Source organism: Streptomyces sp. NPDC021622 (genome assembly GCF_040640795.1).
GTDB lineage: Bacteria > Actinomycetota > Actinomycetes > Streptomycetales > Streptomycetaceae > Streptomyces.
Genome location: NZ_JBFACK010000021.1, coordinates 16819 through 37235, shown reverse-complemented (window position 1 = coordinate 37235; position 20417 = coordinate 16819). Strand labels below are relative to the sequence as shown.

Here is a 20417-nt window from a genome sequence, read left to right as displayed (position 1 = left end):
TCTACAGGTCGACTTCCTGCATCAGCATGCCGACCTCGGTGTTCGAGAGCCTGCGCAGCCACCCCGACTTCTGGTCGCCGAGGGTGATCGGCCCGAAGGCCACCCGCACCAGCTTGTCGACCGGGAACCCGGCCTCGGCCAGCATGCGCCGCACGATGTGCTTGCGGCCCTCGTGCAGGGTCACCTCGACCAGGTAGTTCTTGCCGGTCTGCTCGACGACGCGGAAGTGGTCCGCACGCGCGTACCCGTCCTCCAGCTCGATGCCGTCCTTGAGCTGCTTGCCCAGGTCACGCGGGATCGGGCCGACGATGTGCGCCAGGTAGACCTTCTTCACGCCGTACTTCGGGTGCGTGAGGCGGTGCGCCAGCTCACCGTGGTTGGTGAGCAGGATGACGCCCTCGGTCTCGGTGTCGAGCCGTCCCACGTGGAACAGCCGCGTCTCGCGGTTGTTCGTGTAGTCACCGAGGCACTGGCGGCCTTCGCTGTCCTCCATGGTGGAGACGACGCCGGCCGGCTTGTTCAGGGCGAAGAACTGGTACGACTGGGTCGCCACCGTCAGGCCGTCGACCTTGATCTCGTCCTTCTCCGGGTCGACCCGCATGCCCTGCTCGAGCACGATCTCGCCGTTGACCTCGACACGGGCCTGCTCGACCAGCTCCTCACAGGCACGGCGCGAGCCGTAGCCCGCGCGGGCGAGGATCTTCTGCAGCCGCTCGCCCTCCTGCTCGGCGCCCGGGAAGGTCTTGGGCAGGTTGGTCTTCGGCTTGCCCGCGTACCGCTCGCGGTTGCGCTCCTCGGCCCGCGCGTCGTACTCACGGGAGGTGGCCGGAGCCCAACGCCCCCGTGTACTGCCCTGTCCTTGCTTGGGGCTCTGCTTGGGGCCGCCCTTGGCGCCGCCGCGCGCCGAGGCGCCACGGCCCGACTTCGGGCCGTCCTGCGTGCCGCCGGAGCCCACGTCGTAGCGCCGCTCCTCCGGACGCGGCTTCTTCGGACGGCCGCTGCCGCCCTGCTTGTCGTCGCGGCTGTTACCGGCACCCCGGTAATTGCCGCGGCCACCGCTGCTGCCTCGGCCGCCGCTGTTGCCACCACGGCTCCCGCCGTTGTTTCCGCTGCTGTTCCTGCCGCTGCTGCTTCGCATCAAATTTCCGTTAGTCGTCTGCGTCCTCGTAACCCGGCGCATCAGGAGCGTCCGGGTCGAACGACGGGACACCTTCCTGCGTCTCGGCCTCGATCGCGTCCGCCTCGGGGAGGAAGGGCGCGAGCTCCGGGAGCTCGTCAAGGCCACGCAGGCCCATCCGCTCCAGAAAGTAGTTCGTCGTCCTGTACAGGATCGCACCTGTTTCGGGTTCCGCGCCCGCCTCATCCACCAGACCCCTCTGGAGAAGGGTGCGCATCACGCCGTCACAGTTCACTCCGCGCACGGCGGAGACCCGGGAACGGCTGACCGGCTGGCGGTACGCGACGACCGCGAGGGTCTCCAGAGCCGCCTGGGTGAGCCGGGCCTGCTGCCCGTCGAGCACGAAGCGTTCGACCGCCGCCGCGTACTCGGGGCGCGTGTAGAACCGCCAGCCGCCCGCCACGAGCCGCAGCTCGAAGCCCCGCCGCTGCACGGTGTACTCGTCGGCCAGCTCGCGCAGCGCGTCGGCGATCTGCCGCCGGGGCCGGTCGAGGACCTTGGCGAGGTGCTCCTCGGTTGCCGGTTCGTCGACGACCATGAGGACGGCCTCCAGGGCGGGCCGCAGCTCCAGATCGGCGACGGCGCCGGCCAGGTCTCCCGCGGGACTGCTCATGCCCTCTGCTCCTCGCTCGTCTCGCCGGGCAGCTCCGGGGCCCGGTCGAATTCGTCGGTCACCGTCGGCTGCCCGTCGCCGTCGCCGCCGGTCCACCGCACCATCAGCTCGCCCAGGGCGTCCTCCTGGTCCAGGGCCACGGCCTTCTCGCGGTACAGCTCGAGCAGCGCCAGGAAACGGGCGACCACGGTGAGGGTGTCCCCCGCGTCCTCGACGAGCGCCTGGAAGCTGGCCTCGCCCCGCTCCCGCAGCAGCGCCACGACCACCCCCGCCTGCTCCTGCACGGAGACCAGCGGGGCATGGATGTGGTCGACGTACACCTGAGGCTTCGCCCGCGGCTGCATCGCCTTCACGGCGAGCCGGGCGAACCCCTCCGCGCCGATGCTGATGACGACCTCGGGCAGCAGCTCGGCATGGTGCGGCTCAAGCCCCACGGTCCGGGGATAGCGCCGCGCCTCCTCCTCCAGCCGCCCGCTGAAGATGTCCGCGATCTGTTTGTACGCGCGGTACTGAAGGAGTCGCGCGAAGAGCAGGTCCCGCGCTTCGAGCAGCGCGAGATCAGCCTCGTCCTCGACCTCGGCGGTGGGAAGCAGCCGGGCCGCCTTGAGGTCGAGCAGGGTGGCTGCGACCACCAGGAACTCGGTGGTCTGGTCGAGATCCCAGTCGGGTCCCATGGCCCGGATGTGCGCCATGAACTCGTCGGTCACCTTGGACAGCGCGACTTCGGTGACATCGAGCTTGTGCTTCGAGATGAGCTGAAGCAGCAGATCGAAGGGCCCTTCGAAGTTCGCAAGCCGAACCTTGAACCGCCCGTCGGCAGGCTCGGCGGGCGCCTCCGGTTCGACCGACGTCTCCGGCTCCGCCACCGCCTCCGGCTCGACCGCCGGTTCCTGGTCGTGGGCGGGCTCCTCCGCCGGAGCCACCGCGGGACCGCGCCCCAGGGCGCGGCGGCGGGCAGGTGGTGCGGATTCGTCGTTCAAGGCCATCAGGCGGGAAGGCTACCCCTACCGCCCACGCAGCCGTCGTACGAGAATGCTCGCGTCCCCGCGGGACTCGAGATCGGCGAGGACGACGGCCACCGCCTCGCGGACGATCCGCCCGCGGTCGACCGCGAGACCGTGCTCACCCCGGAGCACAAGGCGGGCGTGCTCAAGATCCATGAGCTCCTCGGCGGACACGTACACGGTGATCTTCTCGTCGTGCCGCTCACGCCCGCTCGGCCGCCGATTGGCCGCCCGCGCCCGCCGCCGCGCCTGCGCGGTGGAGGCGGCGCCTGCGGACCGGCCGCCGCCCTTCTCGCCATCGGCGGACGCCGTGCGGCTACGGGATTCCCCGGCCCCCGACTCCGCGTCGGCGGCGCCGTGTTCGGCGGACTCACCGCCGTCCGCGTCGCCCGTGCCCCCGGGGGAGTCACCGGCGGCGGTCTCGTCGCTCTCCCCCGCGGGCGCCGGCACCCGCGGCTCGCCATTGGTCTGGCGGCGCGGAGACGACGACTGCAGCGCCATCCCCCCGGTCGTACGGAACAGTTCGTCGGCCCCCGGCAGACTCACTCGGCGTGACACCGGGCGAGCACCTCCCTGGCGAGCTGACGGTAGGCGGCGGCGCCGACGGAGTTCGATGCGTACGTCGTGATCGGCTCACCGGCGACCGTGGTCTCCGGGAAGCGGACCGTGCGCCCGATGACCGTGTGGTAGACGTGATCGTCGAAGGCCTCGACCACCCGCGCGAGCACCTCACGGCTGTGCACCGTGCGCGAGTCGTACATGGTGGCGAGGATGCCGTCGAGCTCCAGGTCGGGGTTGAGCCGCTCCTGGACCTTCTCGATGGTCTCCGTCAGGAGGGCCACACCGCGCAGCGCGAAGAACTCGCACTCGAGCGGCACGATCACCTTGTGAGCCGCCGTCAGGGCGTTCACGGTGAGCAGGCCGAGCGAGGGCTGACAGTCGATCACGATGTAGTCGTAGTCCTGCATCAGCGGCTTCAACGCCCGCTGCAGCGTGGACTCTCGGGCGACCTCGCTGACCAACTGCACTTCGGCGGCGGACAGGTCGATGTTGCTGGGCAGCAGGTCCATGTTCGGGACCGCGGTCTTCAGGAGGACCTCGTCGGCCGACATGCCCCGCTCCATGAGCAGGTTGTAGACCGTCAGGTCCAGCTCCATCGGGTTCACCCCGAGGCCCACCGAGAGGGCGCCCTGCGGGTCGAAGTCGACGAGCAGGACCCGGCGTCCGTACTCCGCGAGCGCGGCACCCAGGTTGATGGTCGACGTCGTCTTGCCCACGCCGCCCTTCTGGTTGCACATCGCGATGATCTTCGCGGGGCCGTGATCGGTCAGCGGGCCCGGGATCGGGAAGTACGGCAGCGGGCGTCCCGTGGGACCGATGCGCTCACGGCGCTGACGGGCCGCGTCCGGGGCCAGCGTGGCCGCGTACTCAGGATCGGGCTCGTACTCGGCGTCAGGGTCGTAGAAGTGCCCCTGGGGCAGTTCCTCGTAGTCGGCGAGTTGGGTGTGGGTGGTGTTCTCGCCACTCCGGTCGCCGGCCATGGCGTTCACGTGATGGCCATCCATGCTCTGGGGTGCAGACGATGTCGGTTGCGTCGGCTGCGGTTTCTGGCGGGCTTCGAAGGTGCGGACAGCGACGGAGCCGACAGCCTCGAGCCCCACGGGTCCTTGGTCCCGCGCAGGCATTCCTGGTTGACCACCCCCGGGAGCAAATGTCGACTCATTCACAAGTCGTCTTACCTCCTTGGTGACCAGGAAATTTCTCGATAGGTCAGCGTGACACCATGCCGACGGTTGGCGACTCTATGGCGTGTCACCGGTCCGCAGCAACACAATCCGCCGGACCCGGCCCGATGTGTCGGCAATCGAACGCCCCCATGTCAAGGGCGCGTGGGGTGCCATTGGCACATTTCCGGGGTGGGCGAATCGGTTAAAGGGCTACGTTCAAGGCGAGTTGACCATGTCCACGGACATACGCATACGGCCGGACCCCTCTCAAGGTCCGGCCGCAGGCGTGAGATTGACGACTCTCGTTGACGAAAGTGGTCAGGATCAGCCGAGGAGCGTCTCCAGCTCGACGTGCTCGAGGCCGTGCGACTCGGCGACCTCCTTGTAAACCACCTTGCCGTCATGGGTGTTGAGACCCAGGGCGAGCGCGTGGTCACGGCGCAGGGCCTCGACCCAGCCGCGGTTCGCGAGCTCGACGATGTACGGCAGCGTGGCGTTGGTCAGCGCGTACGTCGAGGTGTTGGGCACCGCGCCGGGCATGTTGGCGACGCAGTAGAACACCGAGTTGTGGACCGGGAAGGTCGGCTCGGCGTGCGTGGTCGCGTGCGAGTCCTCGAAGCAGCCGCCCTGGTCGATCGCGATGTCGACAAGGACACTTCCCGGCTTCATGCGCGAGACGAGCTCGTTGGTGACGAGCTTCGGGGCCTTGGCGCCCGGGATGAGCACGGCGCCGATGACGAGGTCGGCGTCGAGGCAGGCCTTCTCGAGCTCGAAGGCGTTGGAGACGACGGTCTGGATCTTCGTGCCGAAGATCTTGTCCGCCTCCTTGAGCTTGTTGATGTCCTTGTCGAGCAGGGTCACGTGGAAGCCCATGCCGATGGCGATCTGCGCGGCGTTCCAGCCGGAGACGCCACCGCCGATGACGACGGCCTTGCCGGCCGCCACACCCGGGACACCGCCGGGCAGGACACCGCGGCCGCCCTGGGCGGCCATCAGGTGGTACGCGCCGACCTGCGGGGCCAGGCGGCCCGCGACCTCGGACATCGGGGCGAGCAGCGGGAGCGCGCGGTTCGCGGTCTCGACCGTCTCGTACGCGATGGCGGTCGTGCCGGACTCCAGGAGCGCGTCCGTGCACTCCTTGGAGGCGGCCAGGTGCAGGTAGGTGAAGAGCGTCTGGTCCTTGCGGAGGCGGTGGTACTCCTCGGCGATGGGCTCCTTGACCTTCAGCAGGAGGTCGGCGGTGGCCCAGACCTCGTCGGCGGTGTCCAGGATCCGGGCGCCGGCCGAGACGAACTCGTCGTCCGTGATGGAGGAGCCGACACCGGCGTTCCGCTCGATGACGACCTGGTGGCCATGGCGCACCAGCTCGTGCACACCGGCGGGGGTGATGGCCACCCGGAACTCGTTGTTCTTGACCTCGCGGGGGATGCCGACCTTCACGTGGATCACGGTCCTCTTGGCTCAGGGATTTTTCGGGCAATGAACTACGTACCGATACACAAGAGGGCGCATCGGAAGACACCACGGAAGTACGCGGCGGAGCCAGTCTAATGAAGGACTTCTCGCTGTCTAGCCTTTCAATGCATCAATCTTCTGCGGAAGCGCTACGGATTTCGTAGGCGGAACCCGCCGGTCCGTCCTTCGATGCAAGCCCTGTGACCTCCTCGAGCTCTGTTCCCAGCATGCGCTTGGCGGCGGCGCGGTGCAGCCGGGCGGCCGCCGGGTCGCCGAGACGTTCCAGGGTGTCGGCCAGCCTGAGCTGCAGCGCGGCCTGGAGACGTACGTCGCCGGCCTGCCGCGCCCACTCGACCGCCTCCTGGCAGGTGTGCAGCGACTCCTCGGGCCGCCCCGCGTACTCCTGCACCCGAGCCAGCTCGCTCAACGCCCTTGCCTGGCCCGCCACATCGCCGCACTTGCGGTACCCGGTGACGGCGGAGCTCCAGTTGCGCAGTGCCTCTCCGTAGCGCCCCGCATAGGTGTGCGCGGCGCCGATGCGGCCGTAGAGCCGGGCCGCGTCGGCACGCTCGTCCCGGCCGAGGCGCTGGGCGAGGGCCCGGCCGAACCAGTCCGACGCCCGCGACCAGTCCCCCAGCTCCTGGTACGCGCCACCTACGGATTCCATTGCCCGGCCGGTCGCGTACGGGTCATTTGCTCTGCGTCCGGCGTCCAAAGCTGACCGATATCGCACCAGCGCCTCTTGTGTACGTCCCGTGCGCGCATCCAGATCCGCGAGATTGAGCAGCGCGGCCGCCTGCTCGCGGGGCAGATCCCTGCGCTCGGCGACATCCAGGACCAGCTGATGGATGCCGTACAGCTCGGGAGCCGCGTCCTCCGTGCCGCGGTGCGCGACCAAGGCCCGCGTCAGGGCCGACATCAGGCGCCGGGCGAGGGTGTCGAGCTCCCCGTCGGCGACCGCGAGGCGGGCGGCGGCGAGCAGCGCGGGCTGCCGGATGCGCAGCCACTCGGCGGCGGCCGCCCGGTGCGGGAAGCGCAGGGCGCGCGGCAGCCCCGCGAGCTTCTTGCGGGCCGCCGAGCCGTCCGGTTCGGTGATCGCCCGGCAGGACTGCAGGAGCCGTACGGTCCGCTCCAGCATCCTGGCCCGCGCCAGCTGCAGCTCGGCGGGGCGGTCCTGGCTCTCGGTGAGGGAGCGCAGGAGCGGCGTCAGGCAGCCGGGCACCTCGTACTGCGGCAGCGGCGACTCCACGGCCCTGACCAGGCCGAGCTTCACGAAGTCGTCCAGGGTGGCGCGGGCGGCGGAGACCGAGCAGCCGGCCAGGGCGGACGCGGTGTGCGGGTCGACGTGGCCCGCGGGGGCGAGGGAGAGGAAGCGCAGTATCCGCGCGGCGGGGCCCGGCAGCGAGGCGTACGAGAGCTGGAAGACGCGAGCGAGCGCGGAGCCCTCGTCGGGGCGGTCGTGCACCTGCTTGGCCAGGTCGGCGAGGGCCGCCTTGGGCCGCACGGAGAGCCAGCCGCCGGCCAGGACGAGGGCCGCGGGGTGCGCGGCGCACGCCTCGACCAGGCTCTCCGCGGAGCGCGGGTCGACGGTGACGCGCACCTGGCCCGCGGCGCGGGAGAGCAGCTCGACGCCGGCGGCGGTGTCCAGGCCGCCGAGCGTGCAGGGCCGCACGTCCGGGATTCCGGTGAGCGGGCCCTCGGAGACGGCGACGGCCAGGCAGTCGGGCGCGTCCGGGATCAGCGGGTCGACCTGCTCGGCATCGGCGGCTCCGTCGAGCAGCAGCAGACACCGGCGTCCTGCCAGGGCCTCGCGGAGCACCTCGGTCAGCTCGTCCTCGTCGGCACCCGGCGGTGCGGGCACCTCCAGGACGTCGAGCAGCTCCCGCGCCGTGCGCTCGGTGGGCACGCGCGTGCCGTCGGGTTCCGTGAGGTGGGCGCGGAGGATGCCGTCCGGGTACTTGTCGGCGACCTGCCGGGCCAGCTCCTCCGCGAGGGAGGTGCGGCCCGAGCCCGGGCGTCCCGCGATGAGCAGCACCCGCGCGCGTGGCGCCTTGCGGCCCGAGATGGTGTCGAGGCCGGCGCGGTCGATGTCGGCGCGGAGCTCCTTCAACTCCCGGCGCCGGCCGGTGAATTGGCCTTCCCCGGAAGTCCGGGCCGACGCGGGCCGCGGCACCGTGCCGCCCGCCGTCGAACCGTCCGTGTCGACCGCCTGATCCGTCACGGGACATGCTCCGTCCGCCTGCGCGCGAACCCGCCGGGACTCCGGTCGGGACGCTTCCAGAGCCTAGTTCAGGCCCTGGGGCGTCCCCCGTCACGCGGGGCGCACAAGTCGCCCGATCGGATCAGCGGATCGTCGTACCGGAACGCCCGAACGGCCCGAACAGCGGTGTCACGCCTCGAAGGGACGCGCGGGCCAGGGCGCCTCGGCCGGGCGCAGCGCGTCGACGCCGTCGCCGTTCAGCGCGGCGGTGAGCGAAAGGGCGCCCACGACGAGGCAGTTGTTGTGCAGTTCGCCGGCGAGCACGCCGCGCACGAGCTCTTCGAGCGGTACACGCGCCAGCTCCATGTCCGCCTCCTCCTCGGAGACTTCGAAGCGCTCGCCCTCGGCCTCGGAGAGATCGCGGGCGAGGAAGATGCGTACGGCCTCGTCGCAGCCGCCGGGCGTGGTGTAGACGTCGGTGAGGACGCGCCAGTCCTCCGCCTTGACGTGCGCCTCTTCATAGAGCTCGCGCTGGGCGGCGTGCAGCGGGTTCTCGCCGGGGATGTCGAGCAGTCCTGCCGGGATCTCCCAGAGCTTCTGGCGGACCGGGTGGCGGTACTGGCGCAGGACCAGGACGCGGCCGTGGTCGTCGAGCGCGAGCACGGCGACCGAGCCGGGGTGCACCTGGTAGTCGCGGCGGACGACGGTCCCGTCGGGCATGACCACGTCGTCGGTGCGGACGGAGGTCTTGTTGCCGACGAACGGGGTCTCCGTCGCCGTGACCTGCCACTCCTCGGCGGTGTCCTTGATCGTCATGTCGCCCTGTCCTCCCACACGCACACAAACAGAAACCGGGGCACGCACCTCGAAAGACGCGTACCCCGGCAACCGTACAACCCTTGTGTTACTTGCCCTTCTTGGCCGCCGTCTGGCGCTCCACGGCCGCCTTCACCAGGCCGGCGAAGAGCGGGTGCGGACGCGTCGGGCGCGAGCGCAGCTCCGGGTGGGCCTGCGTGGCGACCAGGTAGGGGTGGACGTCGCGCGGGTACTCGACGTACTCGACGAGCTTGCCGTCGGGGGAGGTGCCGGAGAACTGCAGGCCGGCCTTCTTCTCCAGCTCGCCGCGGTAGGCGTTGTTCACCTCGTAGCGGTGACGGTGGCGCTCCTCGACGTACTCCTTGCCGTCGTACACCTCACGCGCGATCGAGCCCTCGGCGAGCTTGGCCGGGTACATGCCCAGGCGCATCGTGCCGCCCATGTCGCCCTCACCGGCGACGATGTCGAGCTGCTCGGCCATGGTGGAGATGACCGGGTGGGAGGTCGCGGCGTCGAACTCGGTGGAGTTGGCGTCGGGGATGTCCGCGAGGTTGCGGGCCGCCTCGATGACGATGCACTGCAGGCCAAGGCAGATGCCGAGCAGCGGCACCTTGTTCTCGCGGGCGTACTGGATCGCGCCGACCTTGCCGGCGACACCGCGGTCGCCGAAGCCGCCGGGGATCAGGATCGCGTCGCAGTCGGCGAGCTGCTTCTTGGCGCCCGCCGGGGTCTTGCAGTCGTCCGAAGTGACCCACTTGACCTTGACGCGGGCCTTGTTGGCGAAACCGCCGGCGCGCATGGCCTCGGTGATGGAGAGGTAGGCGTCGGGCAGGTCGATGTACTTGCCGACCAGCGCGATGGTGACCTCGTGGTTCGGGTTGTGCACCCGGTCCAGGAGGTCCTCCCACTGGGTCCAGTTCACGTCGCGGAACGGGAGGTCCAGCTTGCGCACCACGTAGGCGTCCAGGCCCTCGGTGTGCAGGACCTTCGGGATGTCGTAGATCGACTTGGCGTCGATGGCGGCGACCACCGCGTCCTCGTCGACGTCGCACATCAGCGAGATCTTGCGCTTGATGGACAGCGGCACCTCGCGGTCGGCGCGCAGCACGATGGCGTCCGGCTGGATGCCGATGTTGCGCAGGGCGGCGACGGAGTGCTGGGTCGGCTTGGTCTTCAGCTCGCCGGAGGGGCCGATGTAGGGCAGCAGCGAGATGTGCACGACGAAGACGTTGTCGCGGCCGACCTCGTGGCGGACCTGGCGGACGGTCTCAAGGAACGGCAGGGACTCGATGTCGCCGACCGTGCCGCCGACCTCGGTGATGACGACGTCCACGTCGTCCGTGGCCATGCGGCGGATGCGGTGCTTGATCTCGTTGGTGATGTGCGGGATGACCTGCACGGTGTCGCCCAGGTACTCGCCGCGCCGCTCCTTGGCGATGACCTGCGAGTAGACCTGGCCGGTGGTGACGTTGGCCGAGCCGTCGAGGTCGACGTCGAGGAAGCGCTCGTAGTGGCCGATGTCCAGGTCGGTCTCGGCGCCGTCGTTGGTGACGAACACCTCGCCGTGCTGGAAGGGGTTCATCGTGCCCGGGTCGACGTTCAGGTACGGGTCGAGCTTCTGCATGGTGACGCGCAGGCCACGAGCCTTGAGGAGCGCACCCAGGCTGGAGGCAGTCAGACCCTTGCCGAGGGAAGAGGCGACACCCCCGGTGACGAAGATGTGCTTGGTCGTCGTGGATTTGGGCTGCATAGCCAAAGGGGGGCTCCCGTGGTCGCGGTCTGAAAGGTGCGTACCGGCGCTCTCACCGGGGATTCGGGGGAGGTGCCGTCGCTGCGGTTCGGGGGTTCTATGACCACCGGCTCACGGGCTACCAGGGTATCAGCGACGGGACGAGGCTGCTTCCGGCCACGCTCCGACACTCTCTTCACAGCCGCCTCACCTGGCGCTCACCCGTTCGGCGCACCCGCGTTGTCCGGAGCGGCGCGCAGATCACCGGGGTGCGTCGTATCCTGCTCGGACACTTGCTGCCGAGCCGTCCGACCAACGGCATCACCCCCGCCCGTTCTCCAGGAACAAGAGGCTCGCGCAGTTCGTTTTACAGCGAACTCTGACCGTAGAGCGAGCGCCCCGCGAGGGCGACGTGGCCGTTTGACTGGAGATGCACGTGGCCGGGCGCATCGAGGACTACGCACTCATCGGAGACATGCAGACCGCCGCACTGGTCTGCCGGGACGGCACGGTCGACTGGCTGTGCCTGCCCCGCTTCGACTCACACGCCGTCTTCGCCGGCCTGCTGGGCACGGAGGAGCACGGATTCTGGCGCCTTGGACCCGCGCACAGCCCGGACGCCCCACCGCCGACGGCGGCGCGGCGCACCTACCGCGGCGACTCGCTGGTCCTGGAGTCCGAGTGGGACACCCCGCGCGGCACGGTCCGCGTGACCGATTTCATGCCGCCGCGCGACACCGACGCCCCGCAGCTGGTGCGCATCGTCGAGGGCGTCAGCGGCCGGGTGCCGATGCGCTCCGCGCTGCGCATGCGGTTCAGTTACGGGCGTGTGGTGCCCTGGGTGCACAAGGTCGACGGGCGCACGGTGGCCGTCGCCGGGCCCGACTCGGTGTGGCTCGACACCCCGGCCGAGACCTTCGGCAAGGACCTCACGACGTACTCGGACTTCACGGTCGCGCCGGGTGACCGGATCGCGTTCACCATCTCGTGGCAGCCCTCGCACAAGCAGCCGCCCGCGCTGCCCGATCCCGAGGGTGCCCTCACGGCGACCGAGGACTTCTGGCGCGAGTGGGTCGAGCACTGCACGTACCACGGGCCCTACCGCGAGGCCGTGGTCCGCTCGCTGATCACGCTCAAGGCCCTGACGTACGCGCCGACCGGCGGCATCGTCGCCGCGCCCACCACCTCGCTGCCCGAGGACATCGGGGGCTCCCGCAACTGGGACTACCGCTACACGTGGCTGCGCGACGCGGCGATCACGCTTTCCTCGCTCCTGCGCACCGGCTACCGCGAGGAGGCCCGCGCCTGGCGCGAGTGGCTGCTTCGCGCGGTGGCGGGCGACCCCGAGAATTTGCAGATCATGTACGGCATCGCGGGCGAGCGCGAGCTGGGCGAGGCCGAGCTGGACTGGCTTCCCGGATACGAGGGCTCGACGCCGGTCCGGGCCGGTAACGGCGCCGCGCACCAGCTCCAGCTCGATGTGTACGGCGAGGTCACCGAGGCCCTGCACCTGGCGCACATGACGGGCCTGGCCCGCAACGACTACGCCTCGCTGCTCCAGCTCAAGCTGATCCGCTACCTGCAGGCGCACTGGGACCAGCCCGACGAGGGCATCTGGGAGGTGCGCGGACCGCGCCGCCACTTCGTGCACTCCAAGGTGATGTGCTGGGTCGCCGTCGACCGCACGATCAAGCTCATCGAGTCCGGCGACGCGGACGGCCCGCTGGAGAAGTGGCGCGAGCTGCGCGACGACATCCACCGTGACGTCTGCGAGAAGGGCTACGACAAGGAGCGGAACACATTCACGCAGTCGTACGGCTCCAAGGAGCTTGACGCCTCGCTGCTGCTGATTCCGCAGATGGGCTTCCTGCCGCCCGACGACAAGCGCGTCATCGGCACCATCGAGGCGATCCAGCGTGAGCTCTCGACGTCGGACGGCTTCATCCTGCGCTATCCCACCTCGGGCGACGACGCGGGCGTGGACGGCCTGGAAGGTGACGAAGGCGCCTTCCTGGCCTGCTCGTTCTGGCTGGCGGACGACCTGGCGATGATCGGCCGGGTCGACGAGGCCCGCAAGCTCTTCGAGAAGCTGCTCGCGCTCCGGAACGACCTGGGGCTGCTCGCCGAGGAGTGGGATCCGCGGCTGCAGCGCCAGGTCGGCAACTTCCCGCAGGCCTTCAGCCACGTGCCGCTGATCGACACGGCACTGCGGCTGACGGCCTCGGGGGCATACGGCGGTTAGGCCCTGAGCCCTAGGTGAGTAGCCCCTGAGCCCTAGGTGAGCTTCCCGATCACCTCCCGGGCGGCGCGCTCCCCTTCGGTCGCGCCGCCCTCCATGAAGCCCTGGAAGTCGTAGCTGCAGTGCTCGCCGCCGATGTGGAGGTTGCCCTGCGGGGTGCCTTCGTAGCCGGCGTAGCGGTGCAGATAGCCGACGGGCCAGTACGAGTAGGCGCCGAGCGCGTAGGGGTTCTTGTGCCAGGCGGAGAGCTGGGCCTTGCCGGTCCAGGCTGCCTTGGTGCCCGGGAAGACCTGGTCGATCTGGCCGAGGTGGCGGGTGGACAGGTCGCGTACGTAGGGGTCCGTCTCGGTGCTGAACGGGCCTGCCGGTGACAGGGACTTGGCGAGGGTGCCGCCGCCGTACTGGATGAGGATGCCGCCCGTGCCCGGCTGGATCTTGGTGGTGTCCCAGGTCTGCTGGAAGTCGGCGTCGGTGAAGCAGTCGCCCGCGCTGACGCCGGGCCAGGCGCCGGTGCCGCGCCAGGGGCGGCTCGAGAACTGCATGTTGAGCTTGGTGCAGTGGCCCATCCGCGCGTCCCGCAGCAGATTCGTCATGCGGGTGTCCAACCCGGCCTTGGTCAGGTCGATTTGCTGGAGCACCGGCAGCGGGAGGCACAGGATCGTGTGGTCGGCGGTGGCGGTGCGGACGGCGCCCGCTTCGGTGTACGTGAGGGTCTGGGTGCCGTCGGCGTTGGCGCGTACGGCGGTCAGGGCGCAGCCGGGGCGCAGTGTCTCGTCGGGCAGGAAGTCGGCGATGGCGCGCGGGAGTTGGTCGTTGCCGCCGGTGATGTGGTAGCGCTCGTTGGACAGGCCCCAGATGTTGAAGTGCCCCGGATTGGTCTGGTAGCCCATCAGCAGGACGAGGGCGAGCGCGGACTGGTCGGTGGTGTCGGCGCCGTACTCGACGTTGTAGGCGACGTCGAACCAGCGGCCGAGCGGGGATTCGTGCCCGCCCGGCACGCGCGATTCGATCCATTCGTGGATCGACATGTTGTCGAGGGCGGTGCCGGTCGGAGTGGTCTGGTTCCAGAAGACCTCGCCCGCCTCCGACAGGTCGCGTCGCAGGAGTTGGTAGACCGCCTTGAAGTCGTCGTCGGCCTGGGCGCGCGGGTAGTAGGCGCCGTTGAACCAGAGGATCTCCTCCGCTCCGCTCGGGCCGCCGCCGAGGAAGTCCTCGACGGGGAGGTCGAAGCGGCGGCAGAGCTCCAGGATCTTCTTGTGGCTGGTGTCGATCAGCTCGCCGCCGATCTCGGAGGTCTGGCCGTACGCCCAGTGGCCGCGCTGGGTGTACATCCGGCCGCCGACCCGGTCCGGACTGGCTTCGTAGAGCGTGCAGTTCAGGCCCGCGTCGTGGAGGGTGAGGGCCGCGGTGAGGCCCGAGATCCCGGCTCCCACGACGGCTGTGCGGGGTGCGCCCTTGCCGGTCGTGGCGGCCGCGGCGCGGGGAGCGGCCGACAGAGCGGCGGCCCCGACGGCGAGGCCCGCGGCGCCTTTGAGGACGGCTCTTCGGCCGGGCCGTGCGGCGGCGCCACGGAGTTCGGCGAGGGGTACTCCGAGCCGCTGGGCCTCGCCGTGCTCCGCGGCAAGGCGTTTCAAGGCGTGCATCGGGTTCGTACGGGACACGGGGATCTCCTCAGACGGTGGCGGACGTCGTGGGCTCGGTGTCTTCGGTGCGTTCGGCCGCGTCCTCCAGGACGATCCGGCCGATGATCTCGTAGCGGGCGGGCTGCTTCGCCCGCAGATACAGGCCGAGCCCCAGGCCCCCGAAGAAGACGAGGCCGACGATCCAGGGGATGGCCTTGAAGAAGAGGGAGCCGGCGGCCGTGCCCGCCGCGGTGTCCATGTTGATCACCAGCAGGACGACCACGGCGATCATGCCGATGCCGCCGAGCAGCGGGGCCAGGAAGGTCTTGAACCAGTGCCGGTCCTCGGGGTGGTTCCTGCGGAAGTAGCCGATGACGGCGAACGAGCAGAGGGTCTGCACGATGAGGATCGCCATCGTGCCGAGGATCGCGAGCAGGGTGTAGAGGTGGATGTACGGGTCCTGGCCGGTGAGCCAGAAGGCGGCGACCAGGGCGACGGCGATCGCCGACTGGACGTAGGAGGCGACGTACGGGGAGCCGTGCGCGGGGTGCGTACGGCCGAGGCCGCGATGCAGGAACCCCTCGCGCCCGACCGCGTACAGATAGCGCGACGCGCACTGGTGGAAGGCCATGCCGCAGGCGAACGAGCCGGTGATCAGGAGCCATTGGAAGGTGTCGACGGCCCAGGCACCGATGAAGGAGTGCGCCGGGTCGAAGAACAGGTCGAGCGGGCTTGTGGACTGCGAGACCTTCACCGAACCGCTCAGCCCGTTGCCCGCGATGGTCATCCAGGAGACGTAGATGTAGAAGAGCCCGACGCCGACGACCGAGATGAGAGTGGCGCGCGGAATGACCTTCTTGGGGTTGCGGGACTCCTCTCCGTACATGGCGGTGGACTCGAAGCCGACCCAGGACCAGAAGGCGAAGAAGAGGCCGAGGCCTGCGGATGTGCCGGTGAAGGCGTTCTTCGGGTTGATCGGCTCGACGGGGATGCCGTCGGGGCCGCCGCCGTGGATCAGTACGGCGGTGGCGACGGCGAAGAGGACGGCGATCTCGGCGATCAGCATCACGCCGAGCGCCTTCGCGGTGAGGTTGATGTCGAAGTACGACAGGACGGCGGTGACGGCGAGCATCGCGGCCGCGTACAGGATCCACGGCAGATCGGCGCCGAGCTGATCATGGACGGTGGTCTTGGCGAAGTAGGCGAAGACGCCGACGATGGACGCCTCGAAGACGACGTACGCGAGGACGGCGAGCATCCCGGACGCCATGCCCGCGATCCGGCCGAGGCCGTGCGAGATATAGCCGTAGAAGGCGCCGGCGGCGGTGATCCGCTTGGCCATGGCGACGTATCCGACGGAGAAGACCGTCAGGACGAGGGTCGCGAAGAGATAGCCCGCGGGCGCGCCGGTGCCGTTGCCCGCGCCGACGGCGATGGGCAGGTTTCCGGTCATGGCCGTGATGGGCGCCGCGGTGGCGACGGCCATGAAGACGACGCCGACGAGACCGACGGAGTTCGCCTTGAGGCGGTGGACCTCGGGTGTGCTGGGTTGCTCTGGCTTCTGCTCTGGCATGGCGGGCACCTTGCCGTGGAGTGACGTACGCCACAAGCGACAGGGGGTCGTGCAATTGGCGTGCGGGGGCGACGAGTTGTCGGGCCCGGGGCGCTTTCGGCCATGGCCGTAACCGGCCGGAGATGTTCCCGGAACGTGTGCGCAGGTAGCGTCCGCCCCATGGAAAGTCAGGGCACGCAGGGCACTCAGGGCGGAATCACCGTGCAGCGGGCCCTGGAGCTTCCGGGGCTGCGCGGCGGACTGCCGGAGGTGGTCGCGGGAGCGGAACGGCTGCAGCGCACCGTGCGGTGGGTGCACGCCGGCGAGGTGCCGAACATCGCCTCGCTGCTCAAGGGCGGCGAGCTGCTCCTGACGACCGGCCTCGGCCTCGGCGCACGCCCCGCCGAGCAGCGCGCCTTCGTGCGCAAGCTCGCCGAGCGCGGCATCGCGGCGCTCGTCGTCGAGCTGGGCCCGCGCTTCACCCGGCTGCCCGCGGCGATCGTGGAGACGGCGCGCGCGGCCGGCCTCCCCCTGGTGCAGCTGCACCGCGAGGTGCCCTTCGTGACGGTCACCGAAGAGGTGCACACGGAGATCGTCAACGGCCACTACGCGCTGCTCCAGCGGGCCGAGGAGGTCCACCGGCGCTGCACGGAGGCGCTGCTCGGCGGCGGCGGTGTGCCGCAGGTCCTCGGCGTCCTCGCGGACTTCAGCGGCAATCCGGTGTTCCTCGAGACGGCGGACGGGCAGCTTCTATACGCCGCCGGGGCGGGCACGGAGTGTGCCGATCCGCTCCAGGTGTGGGAGGGCCTGCGGGGCCGCACCGTCGACCGGGACGGACCGCCCGCGGGCGCGGTGCTCGTCGACGTGCCGGGCGGCGGACCCGGCGCCGGCTCGGTGCGCGCCCGGCTCGTACTGCTCGCCGTGGAGTCCGTGCTGCTTCCGGTGCACCGGATCGCGGCGGAGCGGGCTGCGGGCTCGCTCGCGGTGGTCCTGATGCAGGCCAGGCAGGAGGAGGAGCTCGCGGCACGCGGCCGCGGCGACTTCCTGACCGATCTCGCGGAGGGGCGCATCACGGCCGACGACGCGCCCGCCCAGGCGCGGGTGCTCGGCTTCAAGCCCGGCGAGAGCCCGCTGCTCCCGGTCGTGATGCGGCTCGCGGACGGGCTGCCGCCGGGCGGCGGCTGGGCCGTCCTCGCGCGTGCGGTCGCGGAGGAGCTGGCGGCGGTGGGCGTGCCGGTGCTGCTCGGCGTGCGCCCGGTCGAGGGCCGCGTGCCGCTGCTCCTGGGGCTCCGTACGGAGTCCGAGCGCACCGCGGTGGCCGACCGGGTCGCGGCGGCGCTGCGGGCCGGCGTCGAGCGGGCGGGGATGCAGCGGGCGGGGGCGCAGCCGCCGGTCGTGGTGGTCGGGGTCGCGGGCGGCTGGGCGGCGGCGTCGGCGGGCCTGCGGCACGCGGCGGAGACGGCGACGGCGGCCCAGGGGCTTATCGACCGCCCCTGGTACGACGCGCGCCGCCTGGACATCGACCTCCTCCTGTGGCGCCTGCACAATTACGACGACTCGGCCCTGGCAGCCTTCGTGGACCGCGCCATCGGCCCCCTGCGCACCCACGACCGGCGCTCGAAGCCGCCGCTGCTGCCCACCCTGCAGACGTACCTGGCGCATGCCGGCCGCAAGGCGGAGACGGCGCGCGAACTGCACCTGAACCGGCAGACGCTGTACAACCGCCTCGCCAGGATCAGCGAGCTCCTGGGGACGGACCTGGACGACCCGCAGACGGTGCTCGCGCTGAGCCTGGCGCTGCGGGCGCGGCGGCATGTGCCGTAGGGGGCGGGGCGGCATGTGCCGTGGCGGTCCGCGCGGCGGCTGGCCGAGGCTCGGCCCGCGGGCGACGGCCCGCGCGGGTGCGAGGACCCGTCGGCGCCCGCGCGCGTGAGACTTGCCGACGCCCGCGGGCTCGTGACCAGGAGCGGCCTGCCCAGCTGCGGTGCGACGCCGCGGGCGCCGCACTGTGCTGCAGCCGCCCGCGCCGCTCTCCGCTACATGGCCCGCGGCTGCGTCAACTCGTCATAGACGCTGAGGACTTGAGTGACCGTCTCGTCCTCGGTCGGCCAGGTCGCCGCCTGGGCGGTGCCCTTGTCCTTGAGCCGCTCCCGGTGCTCGGGGTCCGCGAGGAGGCGCGCGACGGCCGTGGCGAGGGCCGCCGCGTCGCCGTAGGGGACGAGTTCGGCGGCGTCGCCGACGAGTTCGGGCACGCCGCCCACCGCGGTCGCGACCAGCGGCACGCGCGCGTGCAGGGCTTCCTGGGCCAGCACGGAGCGGGACTCCCAGCTGCTGGGCAGCACCACGAGATCGGCAGCGGCGAGCAGCTCGGGCACGTCGTCGCGCCGCCCCACGAGCCGGGCCGGAAGACCCTCGCCCTCGATACGGCGCTTCAGCTCGGCCCGCTCGGGCCCTTCACCGGCGATGACGAGCAGCGGCAGCGGGTCGAGGTGGCGCCACGCGCGCGAGGCGTCGAGCAGCACGTCGAAGCCGCGGTGGCGTTCCAGCGTGCCGACCGCCACGATCAACGGCCGGTCCACGGCGCCGAGTTCGGCGCGTGCCTTGTGGCGCAGACCGTCGGGCTCCTCGTCGTCACGGGCGGCCGCGCGCGGCGTGGGGAGCGTGACGGGGGCGAGCCGGGCGTCCAGCGCGCCCCTGCGGCGGGCTCGGTCGACGAGGTCGGATGAGGTGCCGAGGACCACGGCCGCGGCCTTGGCGACGCGCCGCTCCAGGGCGCGAAGGACGTGGGCGCGCGCGCCTTCCGCATGCGCGCGGGTGTGCCAGGTGACGACGAGCGGGATACGGCGGCCGGTGAGCGCGAGCGCGGCGCGCAGAGCGGCGTGCAGCCCGTGCGCGTGCACGAGGTCGGCGTCGGTGCACGCCACACGGAGGGAGGCGACGGATGCCGGATCGCTGCGGCGGGGCACGTGGACGTGCCGGGCGCCGGTGCCCGTCAGGTCGTACGCGGTGGCCGCATCGGAAGGGGCGCACACCGTGACCCGCACGCCCCGCGCGGCGAGGCCCGCGGCGAGCGACCTGACGTGGGCGCTGCTGCCCGCGCTTCCGCCGCCCAGCACTTGCACGGTGTGCAGCGGCGTCTGGCCGTGCGGTGAGTGGCTGCTCACGTGGCTCACGTAGCCGGGGCTCCTGAGTCGGCGTCGGGGGGCTGCGCCAAGGATGCCAGTCCGTACGGACGTTCCGGCACCGCCGAAAGGTCACTTCCGCACGGGGGCAGGCAACTCCCTGAAGCGGATCACTCACATGGGTGAGGACAAGGGGGTTTCAGCGCCGCGGATGCCCTGCGGCCCAGGCATCTTCGCAGCGGGGCCTCGACGGACGGAAGGCTTTCGGGTGGCTCGGCGTGGCTCGCCTGCCGAGGGAGGCGGGCGCTACACCCCGGCGGCCGCGCTGACCTTCTCTCCGTACGCCGCCGCGGCGACGAGGCCCGCGGCGTGCGCCGCCAGACCCGCGCGGCCGTTGCCCGCGACGATGGCGGCGCCCAGGGCCGCACCCAGGGCGTGCGCTCCGGCGTCACCGATCATGGCGCGCTCCCCCAGGTCCTCCGGGAGCACGGCCGCGGCGGCGCCCATGGAGGCGGCGGCGAGAACCCCGGCGGTGCCCTTGCGCAGCAGTCCCGGCGCCCCCAGGGCGAGCACCGCTCCGGCGGCGCGTCCGGGGCGTACGTCCACGAGGTTGACGAAGTGGGCGGTGCCCGCGATGACGACCCCCGCGAGCAGCTTGTCCACCGGCCGCTCCTTGAGCAGCGCGCCGGCGGCGAGACCGGCCGCGGAGATCCCGAACAACTTCACGGCCCCGCTGGTGACTTCACCGCCGCGCAATGCCGACAGGTGCGCGCGGAACCCTCGGCGCGGATCACCCGCCCCCGCCATGTCGTCGTACACCCCGCAGGCACCCGCGGCGAGCACGGCCAGTGCGGTGGCGGCGCGGGGCCTGCCCGCCAGGGCGACACCCCCGGCCGCGGCCCCCAGAGCGGCAGCGGGCCCGGCGTACAACTCCACTGCCCGCCCCGCGTAGTTCTTCCGCTCCCAGCGGTCGGGGCCGCCGGGGGCGCGGGAACGCAGCGCGGCGGTGGCGGCGCGGGTGACGGCGGCGGCGGAGAGGAGGGCGGTGAAGCGGCGGGCGATCATGCGTGTCAGCGTACGCCGGGGACTCTCGGCCCTGTCCGACGGCTGAGGACGGCGAATCTCAGCCCGTCCGGCGCTTGAGGACGAACTCGGCGAAGC

Annotated in this window: 15 protein-coding genes; 2 read left to right on the top strand and 13 right to left on the bottom strand. The window is 71.2% G+C overall.

Annotated elements, in window-relative coordinates:
• Nucleotide 1 precedes the first annotated feature (1 nt).
• The 9 genes from AB0G47_RS34005 to AB0G47_RS33965 all read right to left on the bottom strand — a co-directional run bounded on the left by AB0G47_RS34005 (nt 2) and on the right by AB0G47_RS33965 (nt 10742).
• The gene (locus AB0G47_RS34005; RefSeq protein WP_360777839.1) at nt 2-1138 is read right to left on the bottom strand and encodes a pseudouridine synthase; all 1137 of its coding nucleotides are present in this window, start codon (nt 1136-1138) and stop codon (nt 2-4) included.
• Between the two features lie 10 nt (nt 1139-1148).
• Complete coding sequence (gene scpB / locus AB0G47_RS34000; RefSeq protein ID WP_266868619.1) at nt 1149-1790, bottom strand: SMC-Scp complex subunit ScpB; 642 nt, start codon at nt 1788-1790, stop codon at nt 1149-1151.
• Nucleotides 1787-2776 carry a segregation/condensation protein A gene (locus tag AB0G47_RS33995; RefSeq protein ID WP_360777837.1) on the bottom strand — a complete coding sequence of 330 codons (990 nt, stop codon included), beginning with the start codon at nt 2774-2776 and terminating at the stop codon, nt 1787-1789. Before AB0G47_RS33995 ends, scpB begins: the two co-directional genes overlap by 4 nt.
• A gap of 18 nt (nt 2777-2794) precedes the next feature.
• Nucleotides 2795-3352, bottom strand: a complete 558-nt coding sequence (locus AB0G47_RS33990) for a hypothetical protein (RefSeq protein WP_360777835.1) — start codon at nt 3350-3352, stop codon at nt 2795-2797.
• Entirely contained in the window at nt 3337-4479 is a 1143-nt protein-coding gene (locus AB0G47_RS33985; RefSeq protein WP_360777833.1) for a ParA family protein, read from the bottom strand. Before AB0G47_RS33985 ends, AB0G47_RS33990 begins: the two co-directional genes overlap by 16 nt.
• A 366-nt stretch (nt 4480-4845) precedes the next feature.
• Nucleotides 4846-5961 (bottom strand): alanine dehydrogenase, encoded by a 1116-nt coding sequence (ald, locus tag AB0G47_RS33980; RefSeq protein WP_360777832.1) that lies wholly within the window; start codon nt 5959-5961, stop codon nt 4846-4848.
• 145 nt (nt 5962-6106) lie between these two features.
• Nucleotides 6107-8086 carry a tetratricopeptide repeat protein gene (locus AB0G47_RS33975; protein ID WP_360778062.1) on the bottom strand — a complete coding sequence of 660 codons (1980 nt, stop codon included), beginning with the start codon at nt 8084-8086 and terminating at the stop codon, nt 6107-6109.
• A 279-nt stretch (nt 8087-8365) separates the two neighbouring features.
• Nucleotides 8366-8992, bottom strand: coding sequence for an NUDIX hydrolase (locus AB0G47_RS33970; RefSeq protein WP_360777830.1), 627 nt, complete (start codon nt 8990-8992; stop codon nt 8366-8368).
• A gap of 88 nt (nt 8993-9080) precedes the next feature.
• Complete coding sequence (locus AB0G47_RS33965; RefSeq protein WP_360777828.1) at nt 9081-10742, bottom strand: CTP synthase; 1662 nt, start codon at nt 10740-10742, stop codon at nt 9081-9083.
• 409 nt (nt 10743-11151) lie between these two features.
• Here AB0G47_RS33965 and AB0G47_RS33960 point away from each other — a divergent pair, with 409 nt between their 5' ends.
• Complete coding sequence (locus AB0G47_RS33960; RefSeq protein WP_360777826.1) at nt 11152-12963, top strand: glycoside hydrolase family 15 protein; 1812 nt, start codon at nt 11152-11154, stop codon at nt 12961-12963.
• Nucleotides 12964-12995: 32 nt separating this feature from the next.
• Here the strand turns inward: AB0G47_RS33960 and AB0G47_RS33955 are convergent, their stop codons facing one another.
• On the bottom strand, nt 12996-14621 hold the full coding sequence (locus AB0G47_RS33955; RefSeq protein ID WP_360777824.1) for an NAD(P)/FAD-dependent oxidoreductase: 1626 nt from the start codon (nt 14619-14621) through the stop codon (nt 12996-12998).
• A 10-nt stretch (nt 14622-14631) separates the two neighbouring features.
• Nucleotides 14632-16155, bottom strand: a complete 1524-nt coding sequence (locus AB0G47_RS33950; RefSeq protein WP_360777822.1) for an APC family permease — start codon at nt 16153-16155, stop codon at nt 14632-14634.
• 159 nt (nt 16156-16314) lie between these two features.
• Here AB0G47_RS33950 and AB0G47_RS33945 point away from each other — a divergent pair, with 159 nt between their 5' ends.
• Nucleotides 16315-17958 carry a PucR family transcriptional regulator gene (locus AB0G47_RS33945; RefSeq protein ID WP_360777820.1) on the top strand — a complete coding sequence of 548 codons (1644 nt, stop codon included), beginning with the start codon at nt 16315-16317 and terminating at the stop codon, nt 17956-17958.
• Between the two features lie 212 nt (nt 17959-18170).
• On the opposite strand, the gene AB0G47_RS33940 is transcribed toward AB0G47_RS33945, so the two are convergent.
• Together AB0G47_RS33940 and AB0G47_RS33935 are read right to left on the bottom strand one after the other, a co-directional pair.
• On the bottom strand, nt 18171-19307 hold the full coding sequence (locus AB0G47_RS33940; protein WP_360777819.1) for a glycosyltransferase family 4 protein: 1137 nt from the start codon (nt 19305-19307) through the stop codon (nt 18171-18173).
• 255 nt (nt 19308-19562) lie between these two features.
• Nucleotides 19563-20321, bottom strand: coding sequence for a hypothetical protein (locus AB0G47_RS33935; protein ID WP_360777817.1), 759 nt, complete (start codon nt 20319-20321; stop codon nt 19563-19565).
• Between the last annotated feature and the right edge of the window lie 96 nt (nt 20322-20417).